The organism is Rhizobium bangladeshense, assembly GCF_001662075.1.
GTDB classification, from domain to species: Bacteria; Pseudomonadota; Alphaproteobacteria; order Rhizobiales; family Rhizobiaceae; genus Rhizobium; species Rhizobium bangladeshense_B.
Genome location: NZ_LYPL01000002.1, coordinates 191,511 through 212,693, shown reverse-complemented (window position 1 = coordinate 212,693; position 21,183 = coordinate 191,511). Strand labels below are relative to the sequence as shown.

General features: G+C 63.1%; 21 protein-coding genes. 7 read left to right on the top strand and 14 right to left on the bottom strand.

What is annotated here, in order from left to right; genetic code table 11:
- The first annotated feature begins 70 nt into the window (after positions 1-70).
- Positions 71-841 carry a trans-aconitate 2-methyltransferase gene (gene tam / locus A7X77_RS05005; protein ID WP_064681906.1) on the top strand — a complete coding sequence of 257 codons (771 nt, stop codon included), beginning with the start codon at positions 71-73 and terminating at the stop codon, positions 839-841.
- 81 nt (positions 842-922) lie between these two features.
- Here the strand turns inward: tam and A7X77_RS05000 are convergent, their stop codons facing one another.
- The 7 genes from A7X77_RS05000 to speB all read right to left on the bottom strand — a co-directional run bounded on the left by A7X77_RS05000 (position 923) and on the right by speB (position 8,201).
- The gene (locus A7X77_RS05000; RefSeq protein ID WP_432431333.1) at positions 923-1,924 is read right to left on the bottom strand and encodes an Ldh family oxidoreductase; all 1,002 of its coding nucleotides are present in this window, start codon (positions 1,922-1,924) and stop codon (positions 923-925) included.
- A 10-nt stretch (positions 1,925-1,934) separates the two neighbouring features.
- A complete protein-coding gene (locus tag A7X77_RS04995) occupies positions 1,935-3,071 on the bottom strand; it encodes an alpha-hydroxy acid oxidase (protein WP_064681904.1) in 1,137 nt (378 codons plus the stop codon).
- 141 nt (positions 3,072-3,212) lie between these two features.
- Positions 3,213-4,010, bottom strand: a complete 798-nt coding sequence (locus tag A7X77_RS04990; protein WP_064681903.1) for an ABC transporter permease — start codon at positions 4,008-4,010, stop codon at positions 3,213-3,215.
- Positions 4,007-4,864: an ABC transporter permease gene (locus A7X77_RS04985; RefSeq protein WP_064681902.1), complete on the bottom strand. Its 858-nt coding sequence runs from the start codon at positions 4,862-4,864 to the stop codon at positions 4,007-4,009. Before A7X77_RS04985 ends, A7X77_RS04990 begins: the two co-directional genes overlap by 4 nt.
- Positions 4,861-5,895 carry an ABC transporter ATP-binding protein gene (locus tag A7X77_RS04980; protein ID WP_064681901.1) on the bottom strand — a complete coding sequence of 345 codons (1,035 nt, stop codon included), beginning with the start codon at positions 5,893-5,895 and terminating at the stop codon, positions 4,861-4,863. The genes A7X77_RS04985 and A7X77_RS04980 overlap by 4 nt, the downstream gene beginning before the upstream one ends.
- A 60-nt stretch (positions 5,896-5,955) precedes the next feature.
- On the bottom strand, positions 5,956-7,038 hold the full coding sequence (locus tag A7X77_RS04975) for an ABC transporter substrate-binding protein (RefSeq protein WP_064681900.1): 1,083 nt from the start codon (positions 7,036-7,038) through the stop codon (positions 5,956-5,958).
- A gap of 104 nt (positions 7,039-7,142) precedes the next feature.
- A complete protein-coding gene (gene speB, locus A7X77_RS04970) occupies positions 7,143-8,201 on the bottom strand; it encodes an agmatinase (protein ID WP_064681899.1) in 1,059 nt (352 codons plus the stop codon).
- A gap of 173 nt (positions 8,202-8,374) precedes the next feature.
- Here speB and A7X77_RS04965 point away from each other — a divergent pair, with 173 nt between their 5' ends.
- Together A7X77_RS04965 and zwf are read left to right on the top strand one after the other, a co-directional pair.
- Positions 8,375-9,253, top strand: coding sequence for a LysR substrate-binding domain-containing protein (locus A7X77_RS04965; protein WP_082928776.1), 879 nt, complete (start codon positions 8,375-8,377; stop codon positions 9,251-9,253).
- Positions 9,254-9,423: 170 nt separating this feature from the next.
- Positions 9,424-10,941, top strand: a complete 1,518-nt coding sequence (gene zwf, locus A7X77_RS04960; RefSeq protein ID WP_064681898.1) for a glucose-6-phosphate dehydrogenase — start codon at positions 9,424-9,426, stop codon at positions 10,939-10,941.
- 12 nt (positions 10,942-10,953) lie between these two features.
- Here zwf and A7X77_RS04955 read toward each other — a convergent pair whose 3' ends face one another.
- The 3 genes from A7X77_RS04955 to A7X77_RS04945 form a co-directional block, all read right to left on the bottom strand.
- Positions 10,954-11,271 (bottom strand): hypothetical protein, encoded by a 318-nt coding sequence (locus A7X77_RS04955; RefSeq protein WP_064681897.1) that lies wholly within the window; start codon positions 11,269-11,271, stop codon positions 10,954-10,956.
- A 132-nt stretch (positions 11,272-11,403) separates the two neighbouring features.
- Positions 11,404-11,859, bottom strand: a complete 456-nt coding sequence (locus A7X77_RS04950; RefSeq protein ID WP_064681896.1) for an NUDIX hydrolase — start codon at positions 11,857-11,859, stop codon at positions 11,404-11,406.
- A gap of 116 nt (positions 11,860-11,975) precedes the next feature.
- Positions 11,976-12,368, bottom strand: a complete 393-nt coding sequence (locus A7X77_RS04945; protein ID WP_064681895.1) for a hypothetical protein — start codon at positions 12,366-12,368, stop codon at positions 11,976-11,978.
- 212 nt (positions 12,369-12,580) lie between these two features.
- Here A7X77_RS04945 and A7X77_RS04940 point away from each other — a divergent pair, with 212 nt between their 5' ends.
- Positions 12,581-14,140: a helicase HerA-like C-terminal domain-containing protein gene (locus A7X77_RS04940; protein ID WP_064681894.1), complete on the top strand. Its 1,560-nt coding sequence runs from the start codon at positions 12,581-12,583 to the stop codon at positions 14,138-14,140.
- 151 nt (positions 14,141-14,291) lie between these two features.
- Here A7X77_RS04940 and A7X77_RS33375 read toward each other — a convergent pair whose 3' ends face one another.
- On the bottom strand, positions 14,292-14,483 hold the full coding sequence (locus A7X77_RS33375) for a hypothetical protein (RefSeq protein ID WP_197486788.1): 192 nt from the start codon (positions 14,481-14,483) through the stop codon (positions 14,292-14,294).
- On the opposite strand from A7X77_RS33375, the gene A7X77_RS04935 reads away from it, so the two are divergent.
- Both A7X77_RS04935 and A7X77_RS04930 read left to right on the top strand, forming a co-directional pair.
- Positions 14,470-16,062 carry an ABC-F family ATP-binding cassette domain-containing protein gene (locus tag A7X77_RS04935; RefSeq protein WP_064681893.1) on the top strand — a complete coding sequence of 531 codons (1,593 nt, stop codon included), beginning with the start codon at positions 14,470-14,472 and terminating at the stop codon, positions 16,060-16,062. The two genes, A7X77_RS33375 and A7X77_RS04935, sit on opposite strands and share 14 nt — an antisense overlap.
- A 471-nt stretch (positions 16,063-16,533) precedes the next feature.
- Positions 16,534-18,054: an ABC-F family ATP-binding cassette domain-containing protein gene (locus A7X77_RS04930; RefSeq protein WP_064681892.1), complete on the top strand. Its 1,521-nt coding sequence runs from the start codon at positions 16,534-16,536 to the stop codon at positions 18,052-18,054.
- A 236-nt stretch (positions 18,055-18,290) separates the two neighbouring features.
- On the opposite strand, the gene A7X77_RS04925 is transcribed toward A7X77_RS04930, so the two are convergent.
- From A7X77_RS04925 to A7X77_RS04915, 3 genes are all read right to left on the bottom strand, one after another.
- On the bottom strand, positions 18,291-19,070 hold the full coding sequence (locus A7X77_RS04925; protein WP_064682312.1) for a VOC family protein: 780 nt from the start codon (positions 19,068-19,070) through the stop codon (positions 18,291-18,293).
- A gap of 50 nt (positions 19,071-19,120) precedes the next feature.
- Entirely contained in the window at positions 19,121-19,588 is a 468-nt protein-coding gene (locus A7X77_RS04920) for a DUF1579 domain-containing protein (RefSeq protein WP_064681891.1), read from the bottom strand.
- Between the two features lie 91 nt (positions 19,589-19,679).
- Positions 19,680-20,408 carry a DUF899 domain-containing protein gene (locus A7X77_RS04915; protein WP_064681890.1) on the bottom strand — a complete coding sequence of 243 codons (729 nt, stop codon included), beginning with the start codon at positions 20,406-20,408 and terminating at the stop codon, positions 19,680-19,682.
- 85 nt (positions 20,409-20,493) lie between these two features.
- Between A7X77_RS04915 and A7X77_RS04910 the strand changes: the two genes are divergently transcribed.
- Positions 20,494-21,015, top strand: coding sequence for a MarR family winged helix-turn-helix transcriptional regulator (locus A7X77_RS04910; protein ID WP_064682311.1), 522 nt, complete (start codon positions 20,494-20,496; stop codon positions 21,013-21,015).
- Positions 21,016-21,183 lie beyond the last annotated feature (168 nt).

The following is a 21,183-nucleotide window of genomic DNA, read 5'->3' as shown; positions in this document are numbered from 1 at the left end:
ATCGTCGAGCCTCATCGACATGATCGGCATCCGCCACGGAAAATGTGGCCCGACATCAGGAGGTACCGCCATGGCATGGTCCGCCAGCCAATATGTGAAATTCGAGGACGAGCGCACGCGACCGGCGCGTGACCTTCTGGCCCAGGTGCCGCTGCGGAGCGTCGGCCGCGCCGTCGACCTCGGCTGCGGGCCTGGCAATTCGACCGAACTCATCATCGAACGATATGGCGCCGAAGGCGTCTCCGGCCTCGACAGCGACGTCAATATGCTGGAGGCGGCCCGCAAGCGGCTTCCCGGCTCCGCCTTCGTCGAGGCCGATCTCGGCAGCTGGCAGCCGACAGAGCCCGCCGACCTGCTCTTTGCCAATGCCGTCTTCCAGTGGCTTCCCAATCACCTCGACATTTTCGAGCGGCTGATGGACGGCCTTTCCGAAGGCGGCGTTCTTGCCGTGCAGATGCCCGACAATCTCGGCGAACCCTTGCATCTGGCGATGGAAGAAACCGCCCATGCCGGCCCCTGGAAGGCCGCTTTCGAAGCAAAGAGCGTGCGTCGCCAGCCGCTGGCACCGCCGTCCACCTATTACTCCAGGCTGATTGCCAAGGCGGCGCGCATCGATATCTGGCACACCATCTACAATCATCCGATGGCCGACGCTGCGGCGATCGTCGAATGGGTCAAGGGAACCGGGCTGATGCCCTATCTCGCCCATGCCGGCGAAAGACATCGCGAGGCTTTCCTGGCCGATTACCTGGAACGGGTGGAAAGGGCCTATCCGAAGCTGTCGGACGGGCGGGTGCTGCTGCAGTTCCCGCGAATTTTTATGGTGGCGGTGAAGAAATGATCGGTTGCGGCCGGTATGTTCACCTCTCGGGCTATTCGCACAGATTGCCCTAGTCCGTTTGACGCGAGCGCTTTTGAGCAGTCAGCCCGCCAACAGCGCATCCAGTTGGGTAATCTCAGCTGCGGTCAGGCTGATACCTTTGGCTTCCGATTGGATGCGCGCGGCGAAGCGGCGCTGCGACGGAAGCCGCGCACCTTGTCCGACGATCGTTTCGAAGAGCACTTCGGCGCGCGCGAACGGATCGCCGGGGCGGCCTCTGGCGAAGGCTTCGGGCGACATTGCAATGATCAGTTCGCCATGGAACGGCGCCAAGGTCGTCGTGCCGAGGTAGTCTAGAACCTCGGGGCTGGTGAGATCGCCGATCATGATGCCGGCGAGCAACTCTATCATGGTGGCGATGGCGGACCCCTTGTGGCCACCGAAAGGCATCATTGCACCTTCGAGCGCAGCAACCGGGTCAGTGGTTGGGTTGCCGGCAGCGTCGATCGCCCAACCTTCCGGCAGTTGCTTGCCAGCGCGGCGGTACAGTTCGATCTCGCCGCGCGCGGCCACCGAAGTGGCAAAATCGAACACATAAGGCGGCTGATCCTTACGAGGCCAGCCGAAGGCAAACGGATTGGTGCCGAGCAGAGGCTTGCTGCCACCGGATGGGGCAACCGTTGCGTAGCTCGGGCACATCACCAATGCTGCCAGACCGTGCGCGGTCACCGCCTCGACCTCTGGCCACAGGGCCGAGAAATGCGAGCAATCGTTGATGACCATCGCAGCGATGCCAAGCCGCTTAGCGCGCTCCGCCAGTGCGGGTACGCCGAGTTCAAACGCCGCATTGGCGAAACCGCCCTGCGCATCGACCCTGACGATGGCGCTGCCGTCATCCGGCGCGAGAGCAGGAACGGCATCGGGCTTCACCTTGCCGGCCTTTACCGTGCGCAGCGCACCCTCGATGCGGTAAATTCCGTGCGACTTGCAGGCATCGCGTTCTCCGGCCACGATAACATGCGCCAGAGCCGCCGCCTGGATCTTGTTCAACCCTGCGCGCTCGAAGATGGCAACGACTCGATTCTGCAGGCCTTCGACGCTCATCGTAACGGCTTCAGTCACGCAATTCTCCATCCGAGATCAAGTTCGCTTTCACCTGCCCTGCATTTGGCCGCCAGTGACACGCTGGCAAGTCTTTCACTGTCCTGCACCCCAGTTGCGCCATCGTTGCCCTCAGTTCGGCTTTCAGGACGTTCATCAAATGATCGCCGCCGCGATGTCCGATGGCGGCGGAAGCAAATAGGAAAGCCCGGCCGATCAGAACGAAATCGGCGCCGAGCGCCAGCATCCGGGCAATATCGAGGCCGGAGCGCACGCCGCCGTCGGCGAGCAGCAAGGCCTTGGGGCCAAGTCGTGCGCGGATTTCACCGATGACCTCCGCCGCCGACGGCGCGGCGTCGAGTTGGCGTCCCCCATGATTGGAGAGGATCAGACCATCGCCGCCCAATGACATGTATTCCTCCGCTTCGTCGGCGCGAAGCACGCCCTTGACCAGGATCTTGCCTGGCCACGCGTCTCGGATTTTCTTGAAGCGCTCGCGGGTGACGTGACCCGTCATCACCCTGCCGACAAATTCGGCCGCCGCGGCAAGGCTCGAGCCCTTCGGGTAGTAGGGCGAGAGATTGGCGAAGTCGGGAGCGCCGTTTTGCAGAATGCCCATCGCCCATGACGGACGCATCGCCACCTGCATGATCGTCGAAAGGTCATAGACCGGCGGGATGGTCAAACCATTGCGGATGTTGCGCTCGCGCCGCGTGGACGCTGGAATGTCGACAGTCACGACAAGAACGTCGTAGCCCGCTCTGCCCGCCCGCTCCACCATGTGGTCTTCCATGGCGGGATCATTGGGTGGATAGAACTGGAACCAGCTATGATCACCGCCTGCAGGACGGATCGTCTCAAGCGAGGTGTTGGCGAAAGTGCTGAGGATATAGGGAAGGTTATGTTGCCTGGCAGCCTGTGCCAGCGGCAGCTCCGACCCGGGCCACAGAAGGCCGGCCAGCCCAAGCGGCGCGACCGCAAATGGCGCGTCGAAACGATGACCGAACAGGCTTGCGCCGATATCGGGCTTGTCGGCGTCGGCAAGGTAGCCCGGCATGAGCAAAACTTGTTCCATGGCCGCCAGATTGCGCCGCACGGAAGCTTCGCGCCCGAGCCCGCCGGCGAGATAGTCCCAAGCGAAACGCGGCATGCGTCTTTGCGCGGCCTTTTCCATGTCGGCGACGCACGGAAAGCGTCGTTCTAGCGCTAAGTCCATCTCAGGTGCTTCGATTTTGAGGAGGAAAGGACAGCGGAATGCCCTGGCGTTCCGTGGCGGCATGGGTTGCCTCGATCACGGTTCGCTTGACGTCATCGCGCCCAGCAGTTTCGGCAGGTCACCGAAGCGCGCGACGAAGCTGAAGATGATCGCTGCGGTCGCCACGAACAGGACCGTCACCGCCGCCATGGTCGGCGTGTAGCCGTAACGCAGCGAATTGAAGATCTTGATCGGCAGCGTTTCCAGCGTGAAACCGACCGTCATGTAGGCAACGATATATTCGTTGAGCGACAGCACAAAGGCAAAAGCATAGCCCGACACGATGTAAGGCGAGATCAGTGGCAGAACGATGGTTCGGAACACGGCGCGGTCATCGCCCCCCAAGGTCGACGCGGCCTCTACGAGCGAGCGGTCGATAGCCGAAAAGCCGAGCGAAATGGTCACCAGCGGCAGCGTGACGAAGAAGATGGCGTGGCCGATCACCGCCGTCCAGGGCTGGCCGTAAAATCCGGTCGTGGCCCAGAAAGTCAGCAGGCCGAGCGCCGTGATAACCGGCGGCAGGGTAAAGGGCGCTACGCCGAGCAACTGGAAGATATTGGCCCAGGGCGCGTAACGGCGCCAAAGGAACCAGGCTAGCGGCAAGGCGATCAGCACTGCCAGCGCCGCCGACGACAGCGCCAGCACAAGTGACGCGATCAGCGCGTTGCGCCATTCCATGTCGAGAAATATCTGACCGTACCAGCCAAGCGAGAAGCCCTGCGGCGGGAAGGTGAGGCTCTGCTTGGCGTTGACCGACACGCCGGCGACAACGATCAGCGGCAGCGCGAGAAACAGCCCGACCAGCCCGAAAAAAACGTTACGGAGAATAGTCATGCGATGGTCCCTCCTCGGCGGCCAACGAGCAGAGTCAGCGCGACCAGAGCCAGCGTCACCAACACCAGGAACACCGCCATCGCAGCCGCGAAGGGCATGTTCGATTGATAGATCGCCTGGTCGGTAATGTGCACGGACAGCGTCCAATGCTGGGGGCGGCCGAGCAGTTGCGGCAACAGATAGGACCCGAGCGCGAAGATGAAGACCATGATCAGCGTGGCCAGGATCGTGTCACGCAGCGCAGGCACAACGACCGTGAAGAAGGCCCTGATAGGCGAAGCGCCGAGTGTGCGCGCGGCCTCCGAAAGCGTCGGATCAAGCCGCACCAGAGCCGGGTAGAGCACCAGCACCGTATAGGGAAAGGCCTGATACACCATACCCGTGAAAACGGCCCCGACGCTTGGCGTCAGGGCGACTGGCTGCTGCATGAGGCCGAGCCATACGAAGAGGTTGGTGATGCCGGCCGTGCGCGAAAACAGCGTCGACCAGGCGAAGCCGATGATGACCTCAGAAAGGGACAGGATCGAAAGGAGTGCGACCAGCCAGACCACCTGGGTGCTCCGCTTCATCCGGATCAGCAGATATGTGAAAGGCAGGGCCAGAACCACACACATGACGGCCACCGCAATCGCAAGGATCAGCGAGAAGCTGAGCACTCCGCCAAAGAAGGCAGAGAGGAAGCGGACATAATTATCGAAGACAAAATCAGGCGTGTAGAAGGCGCCCTGCTGGCGCTTGAAGAAGCTGACGGAAATCATGGTGCCAAAAGGCACGACGAAGAAGACGATCAGCATGATCGCCGGGAAGGCTAGCGGGGCATAGTCGCCAAGCGTCTGGGGGGCTTCGCGTCTCATTGCTCGAGCACCACGCAGTCCTTGTCGGTGAGCGCAATGCCTACCGTCTGGCCAACCGCCACGTCAGGGCGCTCGCGCGGCGTCGAGACTGCAATGAACTGCTGACCGCCGACATTGACAAAGGTTTCGACGACGCCGCCGAGATCGCGCACGAAGGTGACCTCGCCCGTCAGTGCACCGGCCTTCGGCGGGCCCAGGCGCACGTCTTCCGGCCGGATCGAGAGCGTGGCCCGCTCGATCCCTGCCGACAGCGACAGGTCGGCGACCGGCTGCCCCAATATGCTGACCGCGCCGCCCTCCCGCCTGGCCTCGACCAGATTTGTCTGGCCAATGAAATCCGCGACGAAGCTGTCCGCCGGTCTGCGATAAATCTCGGTCGGCGACGCCACTTGGCGTATCTGACCGCCGTTCATCACCACGACCGTATCGGCCATGGTCATCGCCTCGCGCTGGTCGTGCGTGACGGCGATCGTGGTGATGCCGAGCCGCTGATGAAGCTGGCGAAGCTCCACCTGCATGGCTTCGCGCAGCTTGGCATCGAGCGCCGACAGCGGCTCGTCGAGCAGAAAGAGTTTTGGCGAAATCGCCAGTGCCCTAGCGATCGCGACACGCTGCCTCTGACCGCCGGACAGTTTCGACACGGCTCGATCAGCGTAGCCCGGCAAATAAATCATCGCCAGCAGCTCTTCGACGCGCTTTGCCTGCTCGTCCTTCGGCCGGCCGCGAATGCGCAGTGGATAGGCGATATTCTCGCCTACCGTCAGGTGCGGGAACAGCGCCAGCGACTGGAACACCATGCCAAGCTCGCGCTGGTGCGTCGGCGTCCTCGTGATGTCTTTCCCGTTGAGCGTGATGCGGCCCGATGTCGGCAGATCGAGACCTGCGATCATGCGCAGCAAGGTTGTCTTGCCGCAGCCGGAGGGGCCGAGCAGACAGACGAATGCGCCGTGCGGCACCGTCAGGTCGACGTTGTTGACGGCGCGGAAGGCGCCGAAGTCCTTGACGATATTCTGAAGCGTGAGTCCCGACATATGCCTCTTCCCAACCGAAAGGCAGGCCCCTGGACAGGGCCTGCGAAAGCACGATCAGTGTCAGCTGGCGATCATTTCCGTCCACTTCTCGTTCAGCCAGTCGGCCTTGGAGATGTACATGTCGTAGTGTGGAATGATCGGTTCGATGTCGGAGGAAACCGCCGCAAATTCCTTCTCGTTCAGGTCGGTCGTTTCGCGCTTGACCGTTGGCGACGTGCCTACCTTGCGTGACAGCACGGCCTGGATGGACGGCTGACACATATAGTCGATGAAGATATGCGCCTCTTCCGTCTTCTGCGACGCCTTCGACAACGCCCACGAGCCTGCATCCTGGATGCCGCCCTCCTTGGGGAAGGTCGAGCGAACGGGCTGACCGTCCGCGGCGGCGAGGCCGGTCACGTCGTGATAATACTGTCCCATCGGGATTTCACCCGATTTTAGCGCCTGTTCGAACTGCGCCTCGTCGCGATACCACAGGCGGACATTCGGCTTCAGCTCGGCCAGCTTGGCGAAGACCTTGAGGATGCTCTCCTCAGTGTCGAGCGCCTGGGCGCCGCCGAAATAGGTCTTTGCCGTCACGTCGAGCAGGAAGGAGTTGGAGACGAGCGCCAGCAGACCGAGCTTGTCGGCATTGGCCGGATCCCACAGCGCTGTCCAGCTGGTCGGCGCTTCCTTGTAGACATCGGTGTTGGTGACCAGGGTGATGAACCATGAGACCGCGCCGATGCCGGCGACGCGGCCATCCGGATATTTGTTGATGAAGCGATCAAGCAGATTGCTGGAATTCTTGATCTTGGCGAGATCGAGCGGAGCCCAGAGCTCTGTGGCCTGGCCCTTGCGCATCGACACCTGCGACATCATCGAAACGTCAGCCGGCGCCTGGCCCGCCTGGGCTGCCTGCTGCATCTGCACCAGCCAGGCCTCGCCGGTCGGTTCTGCGACGGATTCGACCGCGATGCCGGTCGCCTTGGTGAACTCCGGAAAGATGTTCTTGTCGAACGAGTCCTTGAAGTAGCCGCCATAAACACCGACTTTCAGCGACTTCTCCTGGGCGCGCAGCACGTTGGGCATTGCCAACATGGCTACACCAGCACCTATTCCGACGCCGAGCACGGTACGGCGGTTCATTGTCAATTGCGTCATCGTCTTTCTCCTAACCGATGCGGCACGCCGCTTCCCTCTTTCAATGCATTCGAGGCCTTTGCGGCCTTCTTGTCTTTCCTGGCCTTGAGCTGCGGCCAGGGCCGTCAGGCGGCACGGCGGATTGCCGGGCTGAACGCCATCAGGCTCAATATTTCGAACAGCATCTGCGCGCCGGCATGGGCTGTGTTGGTGGTGGCGTCATACTGTGGCGCGACCTCGACGACATCGCCGCCGATCAGGTTCACGCCCTTGAAGCCGCGGATGAGCTCCAGCGCCTCGCGGGTGGTGAAGCCGCCAATCTCCGGCGTGCCGGTGCCCGGCGCGAAGGAAGGATCGAGGCTGTCGATGTCGAAGGAAAGATAGGTCGGCCCATCGCCGATGACGGCCTTCGCCTTTTCGATAATTGCAGGGATGCCCATTGCCGAGATCTCCTCGGCATGGATCACCGTCATGCCCGAGGCGTAAGAAAACTCCCAGAGATATTCAGCCGAGCCGCGAATGCCGATCTGAATCACGCGCGTCGGGTCGAGCACACCGTCGAGCACCGCGTTGCGGAACGGGCCGCCGTGGTGGAACTTGGTCAGGTCGTAAGCACCGCCAGTATCGCAATGGGCGTCGATATGGATCATGCCGACAGGCCGCTCCTTGCCGACGGCCCGCAGAATCGGATGGGTGATCGAGTGGTCGCCGCCTACCGAGAGCGGCAGCACACCTGCGGCAACGATCTGTGCTACGCGTTTTTCAATATCCTCATGCGACAATTCCAGCCGGTAGCGGCTCTGAAACGCAACATCGCCAATGTCTGCCACGCGCAGTTCCTGAACCGGCGCGCAGCCGAGCACATGGTTGTACGGCCCGATCCGCTCAATGGCGCGCAACGCGCGCGGCCCGAAGCGCGAGCCCGGGCGGTTCGTCACCCCAAGATCCATCGGCACGCCGAGGATCGCGACCTGCAGGTCGCCGAAATCCGGGTTCTCGTTGTTGACCTGCATCAGCGGGGCGGAGAGGAATGTCGGAATGCCGGAATAGGGCGCGAGCCGGGTGCCGCTCTTGTTGAAGATCTTCTCGGCGACCTTGCGGAACTCGGGGTCGTGCAGCTCACCGCCGTGGCTCTCGCCATACTTGGCTCGGAGTTCGGAAAGCTTGGTTTCATTCCAGGACATGGCCGGCCTTCTCCACGGTGACGATGCTGCTATCGGATGTGTGAAGTCGGTCCTCGGCTGCAGCTCTGCGGCAGAGCCCCGACGGTTTCTTCCGGTCATTGAATGGCAAGCTTGCTGGAAAATCAATTGATATTAATATGCAGTTTCGTGCGAGTTTTTCTCACAGGTCGTTCATGTCCAGCCGTCTTCCGCCACTCAACCCGCTACGCGCCTTTGAGGCCACTGCCCGTCATGGATCGGTTTCAGCCGCGAGCCGCGAGCTGAATGTCACCCACGGCGCTATCAGCCATCAAATACGCACATTGGAGGAATCTCTCGGGGTGCGCCTGTTCGAGCGCGGCGGCAAGTGGCTGAAGCTGACAAGCCAGGGCGCTTTGTTGATGCCGGTCGTCTCCAACGCGTTTACGGAGATCGCAGCGGCGAAAGCCGCGATGACCCGGCCAGCAACTGGAGGCACGCTGCGGGTGACCTGCGTTGCGGCAGTGCTGTCGCTGTGGCTGATGCCGCGGCTGCAAGAGTTCACCGATCAATATCCCGATATCCAGCTCGACCTGCGCGCCTCGAATGACCCGAACAATCTGAGCTCCCCGGATGTCGACCTGTGCATTCTCTACGGCAGCGGCAAATGGCCCAATTATTGGTCGCGCCTGTGGAGCCGGATGGAGCTCTTTCCTGTCGTCAGCCCGGCACTCATGAACAGGCGCCCGCTGCGCTCCCTGCGCGATCTGCGCGACCACATGCTGCTGAACGCCGATCGCGGCAATGAATGGAACACCTGGCTCGCCGCCGCCGGCGTTGCGATGCCGGCGCGCCAGCACATGATGAGCGACGCGCGCCTATCTATCGAGGCGGCCATGCACGGCCACGGCGTTGCGCTAGGCGACAATATCACCACCGCGCACATGATCGCGCGGGGCGAGCTGATCGCGCCATTCGACCTTACGGTCCCGGCCAACGACGCGGTCTATGTGGCCTGCCGAACCGAGGCTCATGCGACGCCAATCGTGCGTGTCTTCATCGACTGGTTCTATGCTTCGCTCGTCCATAACTGAGCACTGATTGCTTGATCGAGAGCCAACCATGACATTGCCGCCTCTTGCAGCCACCGGGGGTCTCGGCACCCCTGCTGCCCCGAAATGTCAAATGCCTGTTACCCCTCGCCGCCTATGTTGCGACGGAACCGGCAGGCTTTATAGTCGGACACAAATCTCGGAGATGATACATGCACGCTGCCCCTACCCCGCCGGTCACCCTCGTCATCTTCGGGGCCACCGGCGATCTGACGCGCCGGCTGCTGGTGCCGGCGATCATCAATCTGACGCGCCAGCGCCTCGTCGGCGAGGATCTCAATATTCTCGGCATCGGCATCGAGCCGGGCGACGACGAATTCCTGCGCGGCCGGCTCGACGCATTCCTCAACCACCTCAACGGCGATGAGGAGACGGTCAAGGACGAAGCCTGGGAGAGCCTGCGCCGGCGCATAAGCTACACATCGGGTGATTTCACCAAGGACGATATTTTTGTCGAGATCGGCAAGCGGCTGGGGCCGGATGCCAATGCCGCCTTCTATCTTGCCGTGCCGCCGTCCTTCTTCGGCTCGATCGTCGAAAAGCTCGCCGCCCATGGCCTGACCGACGAGAAGGACGGCACCTTCCGCCGCGTCGCCATCGAGAAGCCGTTCGGCACCGACCTTGCCTCGGCACGGGCGCTCAATGCCCAGATCCTCGCCCAGATCGAGGAAAGCCAAGTCTACCGGCTCGACCATTTCCTCGGCAAGGAGACGGTGCAGAACCTGATGACCGCGCGTTTTGCCAATATGATCATCGAGTCGCTGTGGAACAGCCGCTACATCGATCATGTGCAGATCACCGCCGCCGAGATCGTCGATGTAGGCAGCCGCGGCAAATTCTACGATGCCACAGGCGCGCTGCGCGACATGGTGCCGAACCATCTCTTCCAGCTGCTGGCGATGATCGCCATGGAGCCGCCGAACAGCTTCGACGCCGAAGCGATACGCAACGAGAAAAGCAAGGTGCTGAAGGCGCTCCGCATCTATACGCTCGAGGAGGCAAAAACGCATGGCGTGCGCGGCGCCTATAGGGCCGGTCCGCTGAACGGCGCCGAGCTTCCGGCCTATCGCGACACGAATGACGTCTCGCCGGACAGCCGGACCGAGACCTATGTGGCGCTCAAGCTCTATGCCGATACCTGGCGCTGGGCGGGCGTACCCTTCTACTTAAGAACCGGCAAGGCGCTGACGGCGCGCGACACCGAGATCGTCATCACCTTCCAGCCGGTGCCCTTCGCGCAGTTCCGCGAGACCGAGGTCAATCGCCGCCTGCCGCCGAACCGGCTGGTGATCCAGGTGCAGCCGGATGAGGGTATGAGCATGGAAATCTCGATCAAATCGCCGGGACTTTCGGTCGATACCACGCCTGTTTCCCTCGACTTCCGCTATGCCGACAAGTTCGATATCGGCAAGACCACAGGCTATGAATCGCTGCTCTACGACCTCTTCATCGGCGACCAGACGCTGTTCCAGCGCGCCGACGGCATCGAGGCCGGCTGGGCGGCGGTACAGCCCTTCCTCGACATCTGGGCAAAGGATGAGAGCATGCCCGAGACTTACGCCCCGGGCAGCATGGGGCCAGCCTGCGCCGACCGCCTCATCGAGCGCGACGGACGCAAATGGCATGAACTCGGCGTCATCCTGCACAGCGCGGCGAAGAACGGCAAATAGCGCCCTTCCCCATTATCGACCTTCACGGCATGCGGGGCTGACGGAGGCGCCGCTATTGCCGCCTTCGGTGGCCAGCGCGCCGCGGGCCTTGGGCGGCGGGCAGCGCGCCCAGTCGACACGGCCGCTCGGGGCGCCGTCGTCTATGCTGCCGGTTTCGATCGAATCGAGCGGGATGACCAGTCCGGTCTGCGTCTCGGCACCCGGCGACGTGCCGAGCGGCGGCGTGCCGTCGATCCGGCCGCTGGCATCCATGCCCATGTTCGTCTGGGCAAGGACCGGGGCGGAGAGGCTGAGGAGAGCGATCGACGTTGCTGCAATAAACCTGCGCATGATGCTGTTCCTTCTGGTGTCGGCGATGCGACAGAAACAGCGATTCTGCGTTCGTTGTTCCCTATGGGACGAGCACGAGCGATCAAAGTTTGGCGAGCAGAATATCGGCTGCGTAAAGGCGTTTTCTCGGGCTCAATCGCGCCAGCGTGACAGCACCTTCTCAAGCCCTGTCGGATAGAGGTCGATGCCGGCATCGCGCACCATGTCGCGGCCGAACCAGCGCGCCGTCGCCGCCGTCTCGTCGAGCTCGGCATAGCGGATTTCGTCACGCGCATAGAGCGATGCATCGGCGAGTTCGATATCGGCGGCGAAGATATATTCGTGACCGGTCGCGCCATGATGCTCGAAGATGTTTTCGAGAAGATGCCAGGGGCCGACGATGCGGATCGCCGTTTCGAGTTCCTCCCGGAATTCGCGCTGCAGGGCCTGTTCGCGCGTCTCGCCGAATTCGATCGAGCCGCCGAGCGGGCGAATGCCCTTGATGCGGCCGCCGTCATCCTCCACTTCCGCGGCGAGCAGCCGATCCTGCCTCCAGGCAAGGCCGATCACCTTCACCCTGATCTGCTGCGGCGGACGCCAGACAGTCATGCGGCTCTCCTTCCTTTCGGCGGAAATCCTTAACTAGCCAGAAGAGGCTGTATGGCAGGGGTGACCGGAAGCCAACACGTGGCAAAACCGCGAAGGCTTCTTCTGGCCGCCGTCGCTCAGACGAACTGGCTGAGGCCGGGGACGGAGGCGACGACCTCGTCGACGACCTCTTCGCCGGCATATTGCTTGGCGATGGCGATGGTTTCCTTGGCGAGGGAAGTGATCTCGCCCATGCCGAGGCCCTCGCTCATCAGCTGCTGGCCGAGGCCCATGATGCCGCCGCCGCCGAGCGAGCTCATCAGCCCGCCAAGCAGGCCGCCACCGCTGGCACCGGCGCCGTTGAACTGGGCGACGAGATCAGCGCCGCCGGGGATCGCTTCGATCATCCGCGCGACAGGGCCGTCGGCAGCCTCGCGCTGCAGGAAGCCGAGCATCATGCCGAGCGCCTTTTCGGCCAGATCCGGCGCAATACCCACGCGATCGGCGATCTGGGTTACAATTTCATTCATGTTAGCCTCCAGTTATTTTGACGTTAACGTCAACGTTATTCGAAGTTCGATCGCAACTCAAGCTGCGCTTTCAAACGGCGGTTTTGCTTTCCATGCAAACAGTTGTCCGCATCCTTCCGCCTGCTTATAACAGGGAACCGATGGTTCGATGAAGGCGGCGCAAGCCCAAGCCTTCTCAACAAATGGCGGGGGCGCCGAAGGGAGAGCAGCGGATGATCGAGGACGGCAAGATTTTCATCGGCGCGAGCCGCAATCCCGACGACAGCATCAACAAGCCGGAATATCTCGACCTGAAATTCGGCAACCGCCACGGCCTCGTCACCGGCGCCACCGGCACCGGCAAGACGGTGACGCTGCAGGTGCTGGCCGAAGGTTTTTCGCGGGCCGGCGTACCGGTGTTTGCGGCCGACATCAAGGGCGATCTTTCCGGCATCGCCGCCAGGGGCGAGCCCAAGGATTTCCTCACCAAACGGGCCGAGCAGATCGGCTTTGCCGATTATGAATTCGACCTGTTTCCCGTGATCTTCTGGGATCTGTTCGGCCAGAAGGGCCACAGGGTGCGCACCACCGTCGCCGAGATGGGGCCGCTGCTGCTCGCCCGGCTGATGGACGCCTCCGAACCGCAGGAAGGCGTCATCAACATCGCCTTCAAGATTGCCGACGAGGCCGGGTTGCCGCTGCTCGACCTCAAGGATTTCACCTCGCTGCTCAACTATATAGGCGAGAATGCCAGCGCGCTTTCCAACCAGTACGGGCTGATCTCCAAGGCCTCGGTCGGCTCGATCCAGCGGGCGCTGCTCGTTCTCGAACAGCAGGGTGCGGAGCATTTCTTCGGCGAACCGGCGCTGAAGATCACCGACATCATGCGCACCAGCAATAGCGGCTATGGCCAGATCTCGGTGCTTGCCGCCGACAAGCTGATGATGAACCCGCGCCTTTACGCCACCTTCCTGCTCTGGCTTCTGTCGGAGCTGTTCGAGGAACTGCCGGAAGTCGGCGACCCCGACAAGCCGAAGCTGGTCTTCTTCTTCGACGAGGCGCATCTGCTCTTCAACGACGCGCCGAAAGTGCTGGTCGAACGCGTCGAGCAGGTGGTGCGGCTAATCCGCTCCAAGGGTGTCGGCGTCTATTTCGTGACGCAGAACCCGCTCGACGTGCCGGAAACGGTGCTCGCCCAGCTCGGCAACCGCGCCCAGCACGCGTTGCGCGCCTATTCCCCGCGCGAGCAGAAGGCGGTGAAGACGGCAGCCGAAACCTTCCGCCCCAACCCGGCCTTCGACTGCGCCACCGTCATCACCAATCTCGGCACCGGCGAGGCGCTGGTCTCGACGCTGGAGGCCAAGGGCGCGCCATCGATCGTCGAGCGCACGCTGATCCGCCCGCCCTCCGGCCGCGTCGGCCCGCTGACCGACGGCGAGCGGCAGCAGGTGATGGACAAGAGCCCGGTCCTCGGCGTCTATGACGAGGACGTCGACCGCGAATCCGCCTTCGAGATGCTGACGGCGCGCGCCAGGAAGGCGGCGGAAGCCGACGCCGCCAAGCGGGCGCAGGAGGAAGCGGCAGAGCAGCCGGGCACGACCTCCGGCTGGACGCTGCCGGGCTTCGGTGGCGATGACGACAACCGCCAGGGCCGCGGCCAATCGCGCGGCAGGTCGTCCGGCTACCAGCGCGAAACGGTGGTGGAAGCGGCGATGAAAAGCGTAGCCCGCACGGTGGCGACCCAGGTCGGCCGGGCGCTGGTGCGTGGGATCCTGGGGAGCTTGAAGCGGTAGGTTCGGCTGTCGCGCAGAGCCAAGAGTCTTGACCGCGCCCCTCGCTCCTGCGCAGGCAGGGCGTAGGGCGTGCTCGCTCTCCCCGTTCACTTCGCTCCTGTATGGCATGTCCCTCGCCCCGTCTTTTTAGGGGAGAGGGGTAGTGTGAAAGCTAATCTAGGACGAAGCCAGCCGAGAAACCGGGCGGCAAGTTGGCCACCTTGCCTTGAACCTTCGGCCCTGCTTCCCTAAATTGCCCGCCAACGATCATTTCAACAGGATGTGTGCCGCAATGGATTTCAACCCGATCGCAATGCCAGTTCGCCTTGCCAACGGGGAAGTCCATATCCATGCCTGCATCCATCACTCTCTCCCAAATTTCGTGGGCCACGCCTGACGGGCGGTCGCTTTTTTCCGATCTCGATCTCAGTTTCGGCAGGGAGCGCAGCGGTCTTGTCGGACGCAACGGCGTCGGCAAGACGACGCTGCTGAAACTCGTCTCCGGCGATATCCAGCCGAATTCCGGGTCGATATCGGTCAACGGCAGCCTCGGGGTGCTGCGTCAAAGCGTTCAGGTCGCAGCCGATGAAACCATCGCCAATCTCTTCGGCGTGACAGGGGCGCTCGAGCTTCTTCGTCGTGCCGAAGCCGGCGAGGCAACGGCCGACGAGCTGACCTCGGCGGACTGGACGCTTCCGGCGCGGATCGCAGCCGCGCTCAACCGGACGGGGCTCGACGCGGAGCCGCAGACGCCGCTTGCCGCACTTTCCGGCGGGCAGCGCACACGCGCCGCGCTTGCCGCGCTTGTTTTCAGCGAGCCGGATTTCCTGCTGCTCGACGAACCCACAAACAATCTCGACCGCGAAGGCCGCGCAGCGGTGATCGCGCTGATTTCAAGCTGGCTGGCAGGCGCGGTCATCGTCAGTCATGACCGGGAATTGCTCGAAAGCGTCGACCAGATCGTCGAACTGACCTCGCTCGGTGCAACGCGCTACGGCGGCAACTGGAGCCATTACCACGAGCGCAAGGCCCTCGAGCTTGCCGCCGCGCGACATGATCTTGCCGAGGCCGAAAGGCGCATGGCGGAGGTTGCCAGGAAGGCGCAGGCGAATTTGGAGCGTCAGGCACGCAGGGACAGCGCCGGGCGGAAGATGGCCGCCAAGGGCGGCATTCCGCGCATCATGCTCGGCGGCATGAAGGAGCGAAGCGAAACCACGGGCGGCGACAATGCGCGTCTTGCCGAGCGACGGCGCACCCAGGCCTTTGAAGAGGCAAAGGCGGCGCGCGAGAAGATCGAGATCCTGCAGCCTCTGTCGGTGAGCTTGCCGGCGACCGGGCTGCCGGCCAGCAAGATCGTGCTGAAGATCGACGGCGTGACGGCAGGTTACCGGCCGGACGATCCCGTCATCGACAATCTCTCCTTCGACGTGACGGGGCCGGAACGCATCGCCGTCACCGGGCCGAACGGCTCGGGCAAGACGACGCTGCTCGCGCTGATCACCGGCGAGCTGAAAGCCTGGGCCGGCGCGGTCGCGGTGATGACCGGATTCGCGATGCTCGACCAGAAGGTCAGCCTGCTCGATCCGTCGGCTTCGATTCGTGACAATTTCCGCCGGATCAATCCGCAAGCCGATGAAAACAGCTGCCGGGCCGCGCTTGCCCGCTTCATGTTCCGGGCCGATGCGGCATTGCAGACGGTTTCGACGCTCAGCGGCGGCCAATTGCTGCGCGCCGGCCTTGCCTGCACGCTCGGCGCCGCGCCGCCGCCGCTGCTGATCCTCGACGAGCCGACCAACCATCTGGACATCGACTCGATAGCAGCGGTCGAGGCCGGTCTCAGCGCCTATGACGGGGCGCTCATCGTCGTCAGCCATGACGAGATGTTTCTGCAAAACATCGGCATAACGCGGCGGCTTGAATTGTGCGGCGATGCGGGTGGGTGATTGCAGGAGAGCAGCAGCGCCCTCCACCACCGGCACCTATCATTCCCAAACAGGCTATGAGAGCGCGGCCTCCTCCAACCTCCCCATGCTGAGGTGTGAAGCCCACGGGGCGTAGCCTCCAAGCACGCCGCAACATTGCTTCCTGCATCCCTCTGGCGCCGCCTCCCTTGCCTCTTTTCGCCCGCAATGATATTTCCGTCCTGCAACCTTTTCGAGAAAGGAGGATCACGCCATGCAGCATTATTTCCGGCATCATCGCCAGCGTGGTCCCGTCGACGCCCTGCAAATGCGTTTGCAGGGCTGACCAGAGACCGTTCCCGACATCTCTTCCTGGTCTGCCCTCGTGGCCAATGCGGCGCCGTATCCCAAGCTGCGCGCGCATTTCTGTAACGTCCCGGGCGGTGAAAGGCGCAATTCCGTGATGGCTGATGCCCCGGATGCCCCGCTCCCGGTCAAGACCAGAGAACGATCATGACACTCATCGCTATCCGCAATCTCGGCGTGACGCTGGGCAACCCGTTGTTTTCCAAGCTCAACCTTGTCGTCAATGCCGGCGACCGCATCGGCCTCGTCGCTGCCAACGGGCGCGGGAAGTCCACCCTGCTTGCCTGTATCACCGGCGCGCTCGAACCGAGCGAGGGCGAAATCACCAGGGCCCGCGGGCTGACCATCGGCCATGTCGCCCAGAATGTGCCCGCCACTCTTTTCGACACGACGTTTTGCGATGCGGTCCTGCAGGCTTTGCCGGCCGATCTGGCCGAAAACGAGAGCTGGCGCGTCGACGTCGCGCTGGAATCGCTCGAGGTGCCGGAGGCCATGCGCCGGCGGCCGCTACAGCAGTTGAGCGGCGGCTGGCAGCGGCTTGCCATGCTGGCCCGCGCCTGGGTGAGCGAACCGGACGTGCTTCTGCTCGACGAGCCGACCAACCATCTCGATCTCGAAAAGATCGCGCAGCTGGAAAGCTGGCTGAATGCGCTGGCGCGCGACGTGCCGGTGATCCTCTCCAGCCATGACCGCGCCTTCCTCGATGCAACGACCAACCGGACGCTGTTCCTGCGGCCGGAACAATCGCCGGTCTTTGCCCTCCCCTATTCCAGGGCGCGCGCCGCCCTCGACGAGGCCGACGCCGCCGAGGCGCGGCGCTACGAGCGCGACATGAGGACGGCGGAGCAGTTGCGCAAGCAGGCGGCCAAGCTCAACAATATCGGCATCAATTCCGGCAGCGATCTGCTCGTCGTCAAGACGAAGCAGCTGAAACAGCGGGCGGAGAAGCTGGAGGATGCGGCAAAACCGTCGCATCTCGAACGCTCGGCCGGCGCGATCCGGCTTACCAACCGCGGCACGCACGCCAAGGTGCTGGTGACACTTGAGGATGCGGCGGTGACGACGCCGGATGGAACGCTGCTCTTCAGGACCGGCCGGCAATTCATCTGCCAGGAGGACCGCATCGTGCTCCTCGGCCTCAACGGCGCCGGCAAGTCGCGGCTGGTCTCGATGCTGAGACAGGCGATCGAACGGCCGGAAACGGCGCCAAGCGGGATCAAGGCGACGCCGTCGCTGGTTCTCGGCTATGGCGACCAGGCGCTCGCCGATCTTGCCGACGGCGATACACCGATCGGCACGATCATCCGCCGTTTCGATGTCGGCGACCACAGGGCGCGCGCCCTGCTGGCCGGCGCCGGCATGACGATCGACATGCAGACAAAACCGATCGGCCAGCTCTCCGGCGGCCAGAAGGCACGGCTCGGCATGTTGGTGCTGCGGTTGACGGAACCGAACTTCTATCTGCTAGACGAGCCCACCAATCACCTCGACATCGAGGGACAGGAAGCGCTCGAAAGCGAGCTGATGGGGCATGAGGCGAGCTGCCTGCTGGTATCGCACGACCGCAGTTTCGTGCGGGCGGTGGGCAACCGCTTCTGGCTGATCGAGAAGAAGCGGCTGGTGGAAGTGGAGAGCCCGGAAGGGTTCTTTGCTTCGGTGGCGGGGTGATGGATGGCGGCGGCGTGCTGCCCTCAACGTTTCAGGCGCAGCCCCTCACCCTAGCCTTGCCGGGGTCGAGCCACTTGTCTCGACCCGTCCTGCGGACCCCCGTTCTGACGGGGAGAGGGGACGTGCCATAAGAGAGGTGGCGTGAAACGGAGAGCTTAAGGCATATCCCATTCTCCCCGTCAAAACGGGGAGAAGGTGGCGGCAGCCGGATGAGAGCCTGCCGCCCGCCAAACCGCCTACCGCTTCGGCGCCACCAAGCAGAAGAAAGCGCCCTGCGGGTCGGTGGCCTGGATGATCCAGCTGCCGCCGGGGACTTCCATCGGTCCGTTGACGACCTTGCCGCCGCCCGAGGTGACGCGTTCGATCGCGGCATCGAGGGTGGGCACGATGAAATAGTAGCACCAGAAGGTCATCGGCATGTTGTCGGGCTTGGTCATCATGCCGCCGGTCTGCCGACCGTCATGGGCGAAGATGTAGTAGACGCCCATGGGGCCCATGTCCATTTCGCTGTCCTTCGTCCAGCCGAACTGTTTGGAATAGAAGGCCAGCGCCTCTTCGCCATTGCCGGCATAGAGTTCGCGCCAGCCGATATTGCCGGGCGCGTCGAAGGCCAGTTCTGGCGGGGATTTATCCATCGGCGCCGGCGTCATGATGCAGAGCACCGCGCCATGCGGATCGGCGACGACGGCGAAGCGGCCAACGCTCGGGATGTCTTGCGGCGGACGGCGCACCGTGCCGCCATTGGCCGCGAAATCCTTTGCCGACTGATCGACATCGTCGACGCCGACATAACCTGTCCAGTTCGGCGGAATGCCCGTGCCTTCGAGTTCGGCCGGAAACTCCATCAGGCCGGCAACGCCGATGCCGTTCGCCTCGAAGATCGTATAGGTCGGCATGCCCTCCACCTTCATCTCGGAGGTGGTCCAACCGACGACGGAACTGTAAAAATTCGCGGCGGCTGACGTGTCGGGGGTCATCAGCTCGCACCAGATGAACTTTCCATGCGTCTTCGACATCATTCTCTCCCTCTTCCGACGCCTTTGGCCTGTTTGCGGCGCCGTGGTTGTCAGATCTTGCGGGTGTAATGCGCTTCCATGAACTGCTTCCAGGAGCCGTCGTCCTGTTTGGCGCTGGAGGTGAAGGTGCGGTGATCGGGGTTGATGAAGGTGATCTGCTCGCGGTAATCGGCCAGACCCTCGCCATTGAAGTCGGGTCCCGTCGTATAGAGGTCGAGCACGTTGCCGGAGGCATCGACCTCGCCTTCATAGACCCACATGAAGTCCATCATCGAGCCGATCCAGCTGCCGACATACTTGCCCTTTTCGGCATTGTAGCCGAGCGTCAGGATCGTGGTGGCCTGTTTACCGTCGGGCATGCGGCCGTGTCCTTCGGCGACGAACCAGATTCCGTGCAGCGAGCGGACGGTCTCCGTCCAGTCGTCGCCGCCGCCCATCTCGGGTGCGGTGACGCTCCAGTCGCCGACCAGTCGTTCCAGGAAGGAATGTTCCTTCAGCACTTCAGCCGTCTTCATCATCCTCTTCTCCCTTCAGGTGATGGCGACGCCTGTTCTTAGAGCATGGCGTCGTCCGGAAACCGCCCCACGGATTTCGGCATCATGTGCCTGCTCAGTGACAGCAGGATGGCGCGGTTTGAGCATCCTCATATTCGTCATGGCGGCGCACGAAATTCATCGTGCCCTGCTCGTTGCGGCCCTTCGGCGCGCGGTCGAGGATCATCAAAGTGCCGATCAGTTCCTCCGGCCCGCGGGCATAACTCGAATAGGTATGGAAGACCTCGCCCTTGTCGTTGCGGTAGAAGGCGCTGAGGCCCGGCAGTTCGTCATGGGCCTCGGCCGGCTCAATAGCAGTGAAATTGTAGAAGACCTTGTCTTTGGCAAGGTCCTCGGGGCTGAAAGAAACGTGATAATCGAAATTGAAATCGCTGCCGAAGGACGAGACCCAGGGAAACTTCCAGCCCATCCGCCTTTTATAGGCGGCGATCTTCTCAAGCGGCGCGCGCGAGACGGCGACCCAGGTGACGTCATGATGATTGAGATGCGGCAGGGCGCCGTCGACGTGATCGGCGAGGAACGAGCAGCCGGGGCAGCCAGCCTCCCAATCCGGCCCGAGCATGAAATGATAGATCAGCAGTTGGCTGCGGCCGTCGAAGAGATCGGCGAGCGACTTCTTTCCCTCGGGCGTATCGAAGACGTAATCCTTGTCGACCTTCACCCAGGGCAGCGCCATTCGGGCGGCGTTGACACTGTCACGCAGCTTCGTCGCCTCCTTTTCCTTCGAGAGCAGGGCGCGGCGAGCCTCCAGCCATTGCTCGCGGGAAACAACTTCGTTCTGCATGGATGCGCCCTCCTCCGGCGTCGCCGGCGAGCCGGCCCATCTCCTTCTCCTTGACTATAAAGCTTGATATCAATATAAAATGGCCATGTCAAATTCGATCGAGATTCCGTTTTCCACGACGTTGCTGGTGCGCGACACCTGCCTCTGCCTGCATGTACAGCGGGCGGCGCGCGCACTTGCGCGGCTGTTCGACGACGCGCTGCGGCCGGCGGGGCTGACCAACGGGCAGTTTTCACTGATGATGTCGCTGAACCGGCCGGAGCCGCCGCCGATGGGGCCGGTCGCAGCCCTGCTCGCCATGGACCAGACGACGCTGACGGCGGCCCTGAAGCCCTTGCAGCGCAAGGGCTGGGTGAGCGTGATGGAAAATCCGAGGGACCGGCGCGGCCGCCTGCTCATGCTCACCGGCGAAGGCAAGGCGGTATTGGCAAAGGCGTTGCCGATTTGGGAAAGCACGCATGCGGCCCTCGACGACGGACTGCCGGGCGGCGGCGTTACGCGGCTGCGGCAGGATCTGCAGGCGCTGTCGGGGGTAATGGTGGAAGCGCCGAAACCGGCTGAGACGTCGCGCCGGCCGCGTCAAAGTGGACGACCGACGGGCGCATAGGGCGACCTGCCCCTCATCCGCCTGCCGGCACCTTCTCCCCGCAAGCGGGGAGAAGGGATATGCAGCGACCTCTCCGTCCGCGCTCACCTCTCGTTGGGCACGTCCCCTCTCCCCGCGAGCGGGGAGAGGGCTAGGGTGAGGGCAGCCACTTTCGCTGAATCGCTCCGA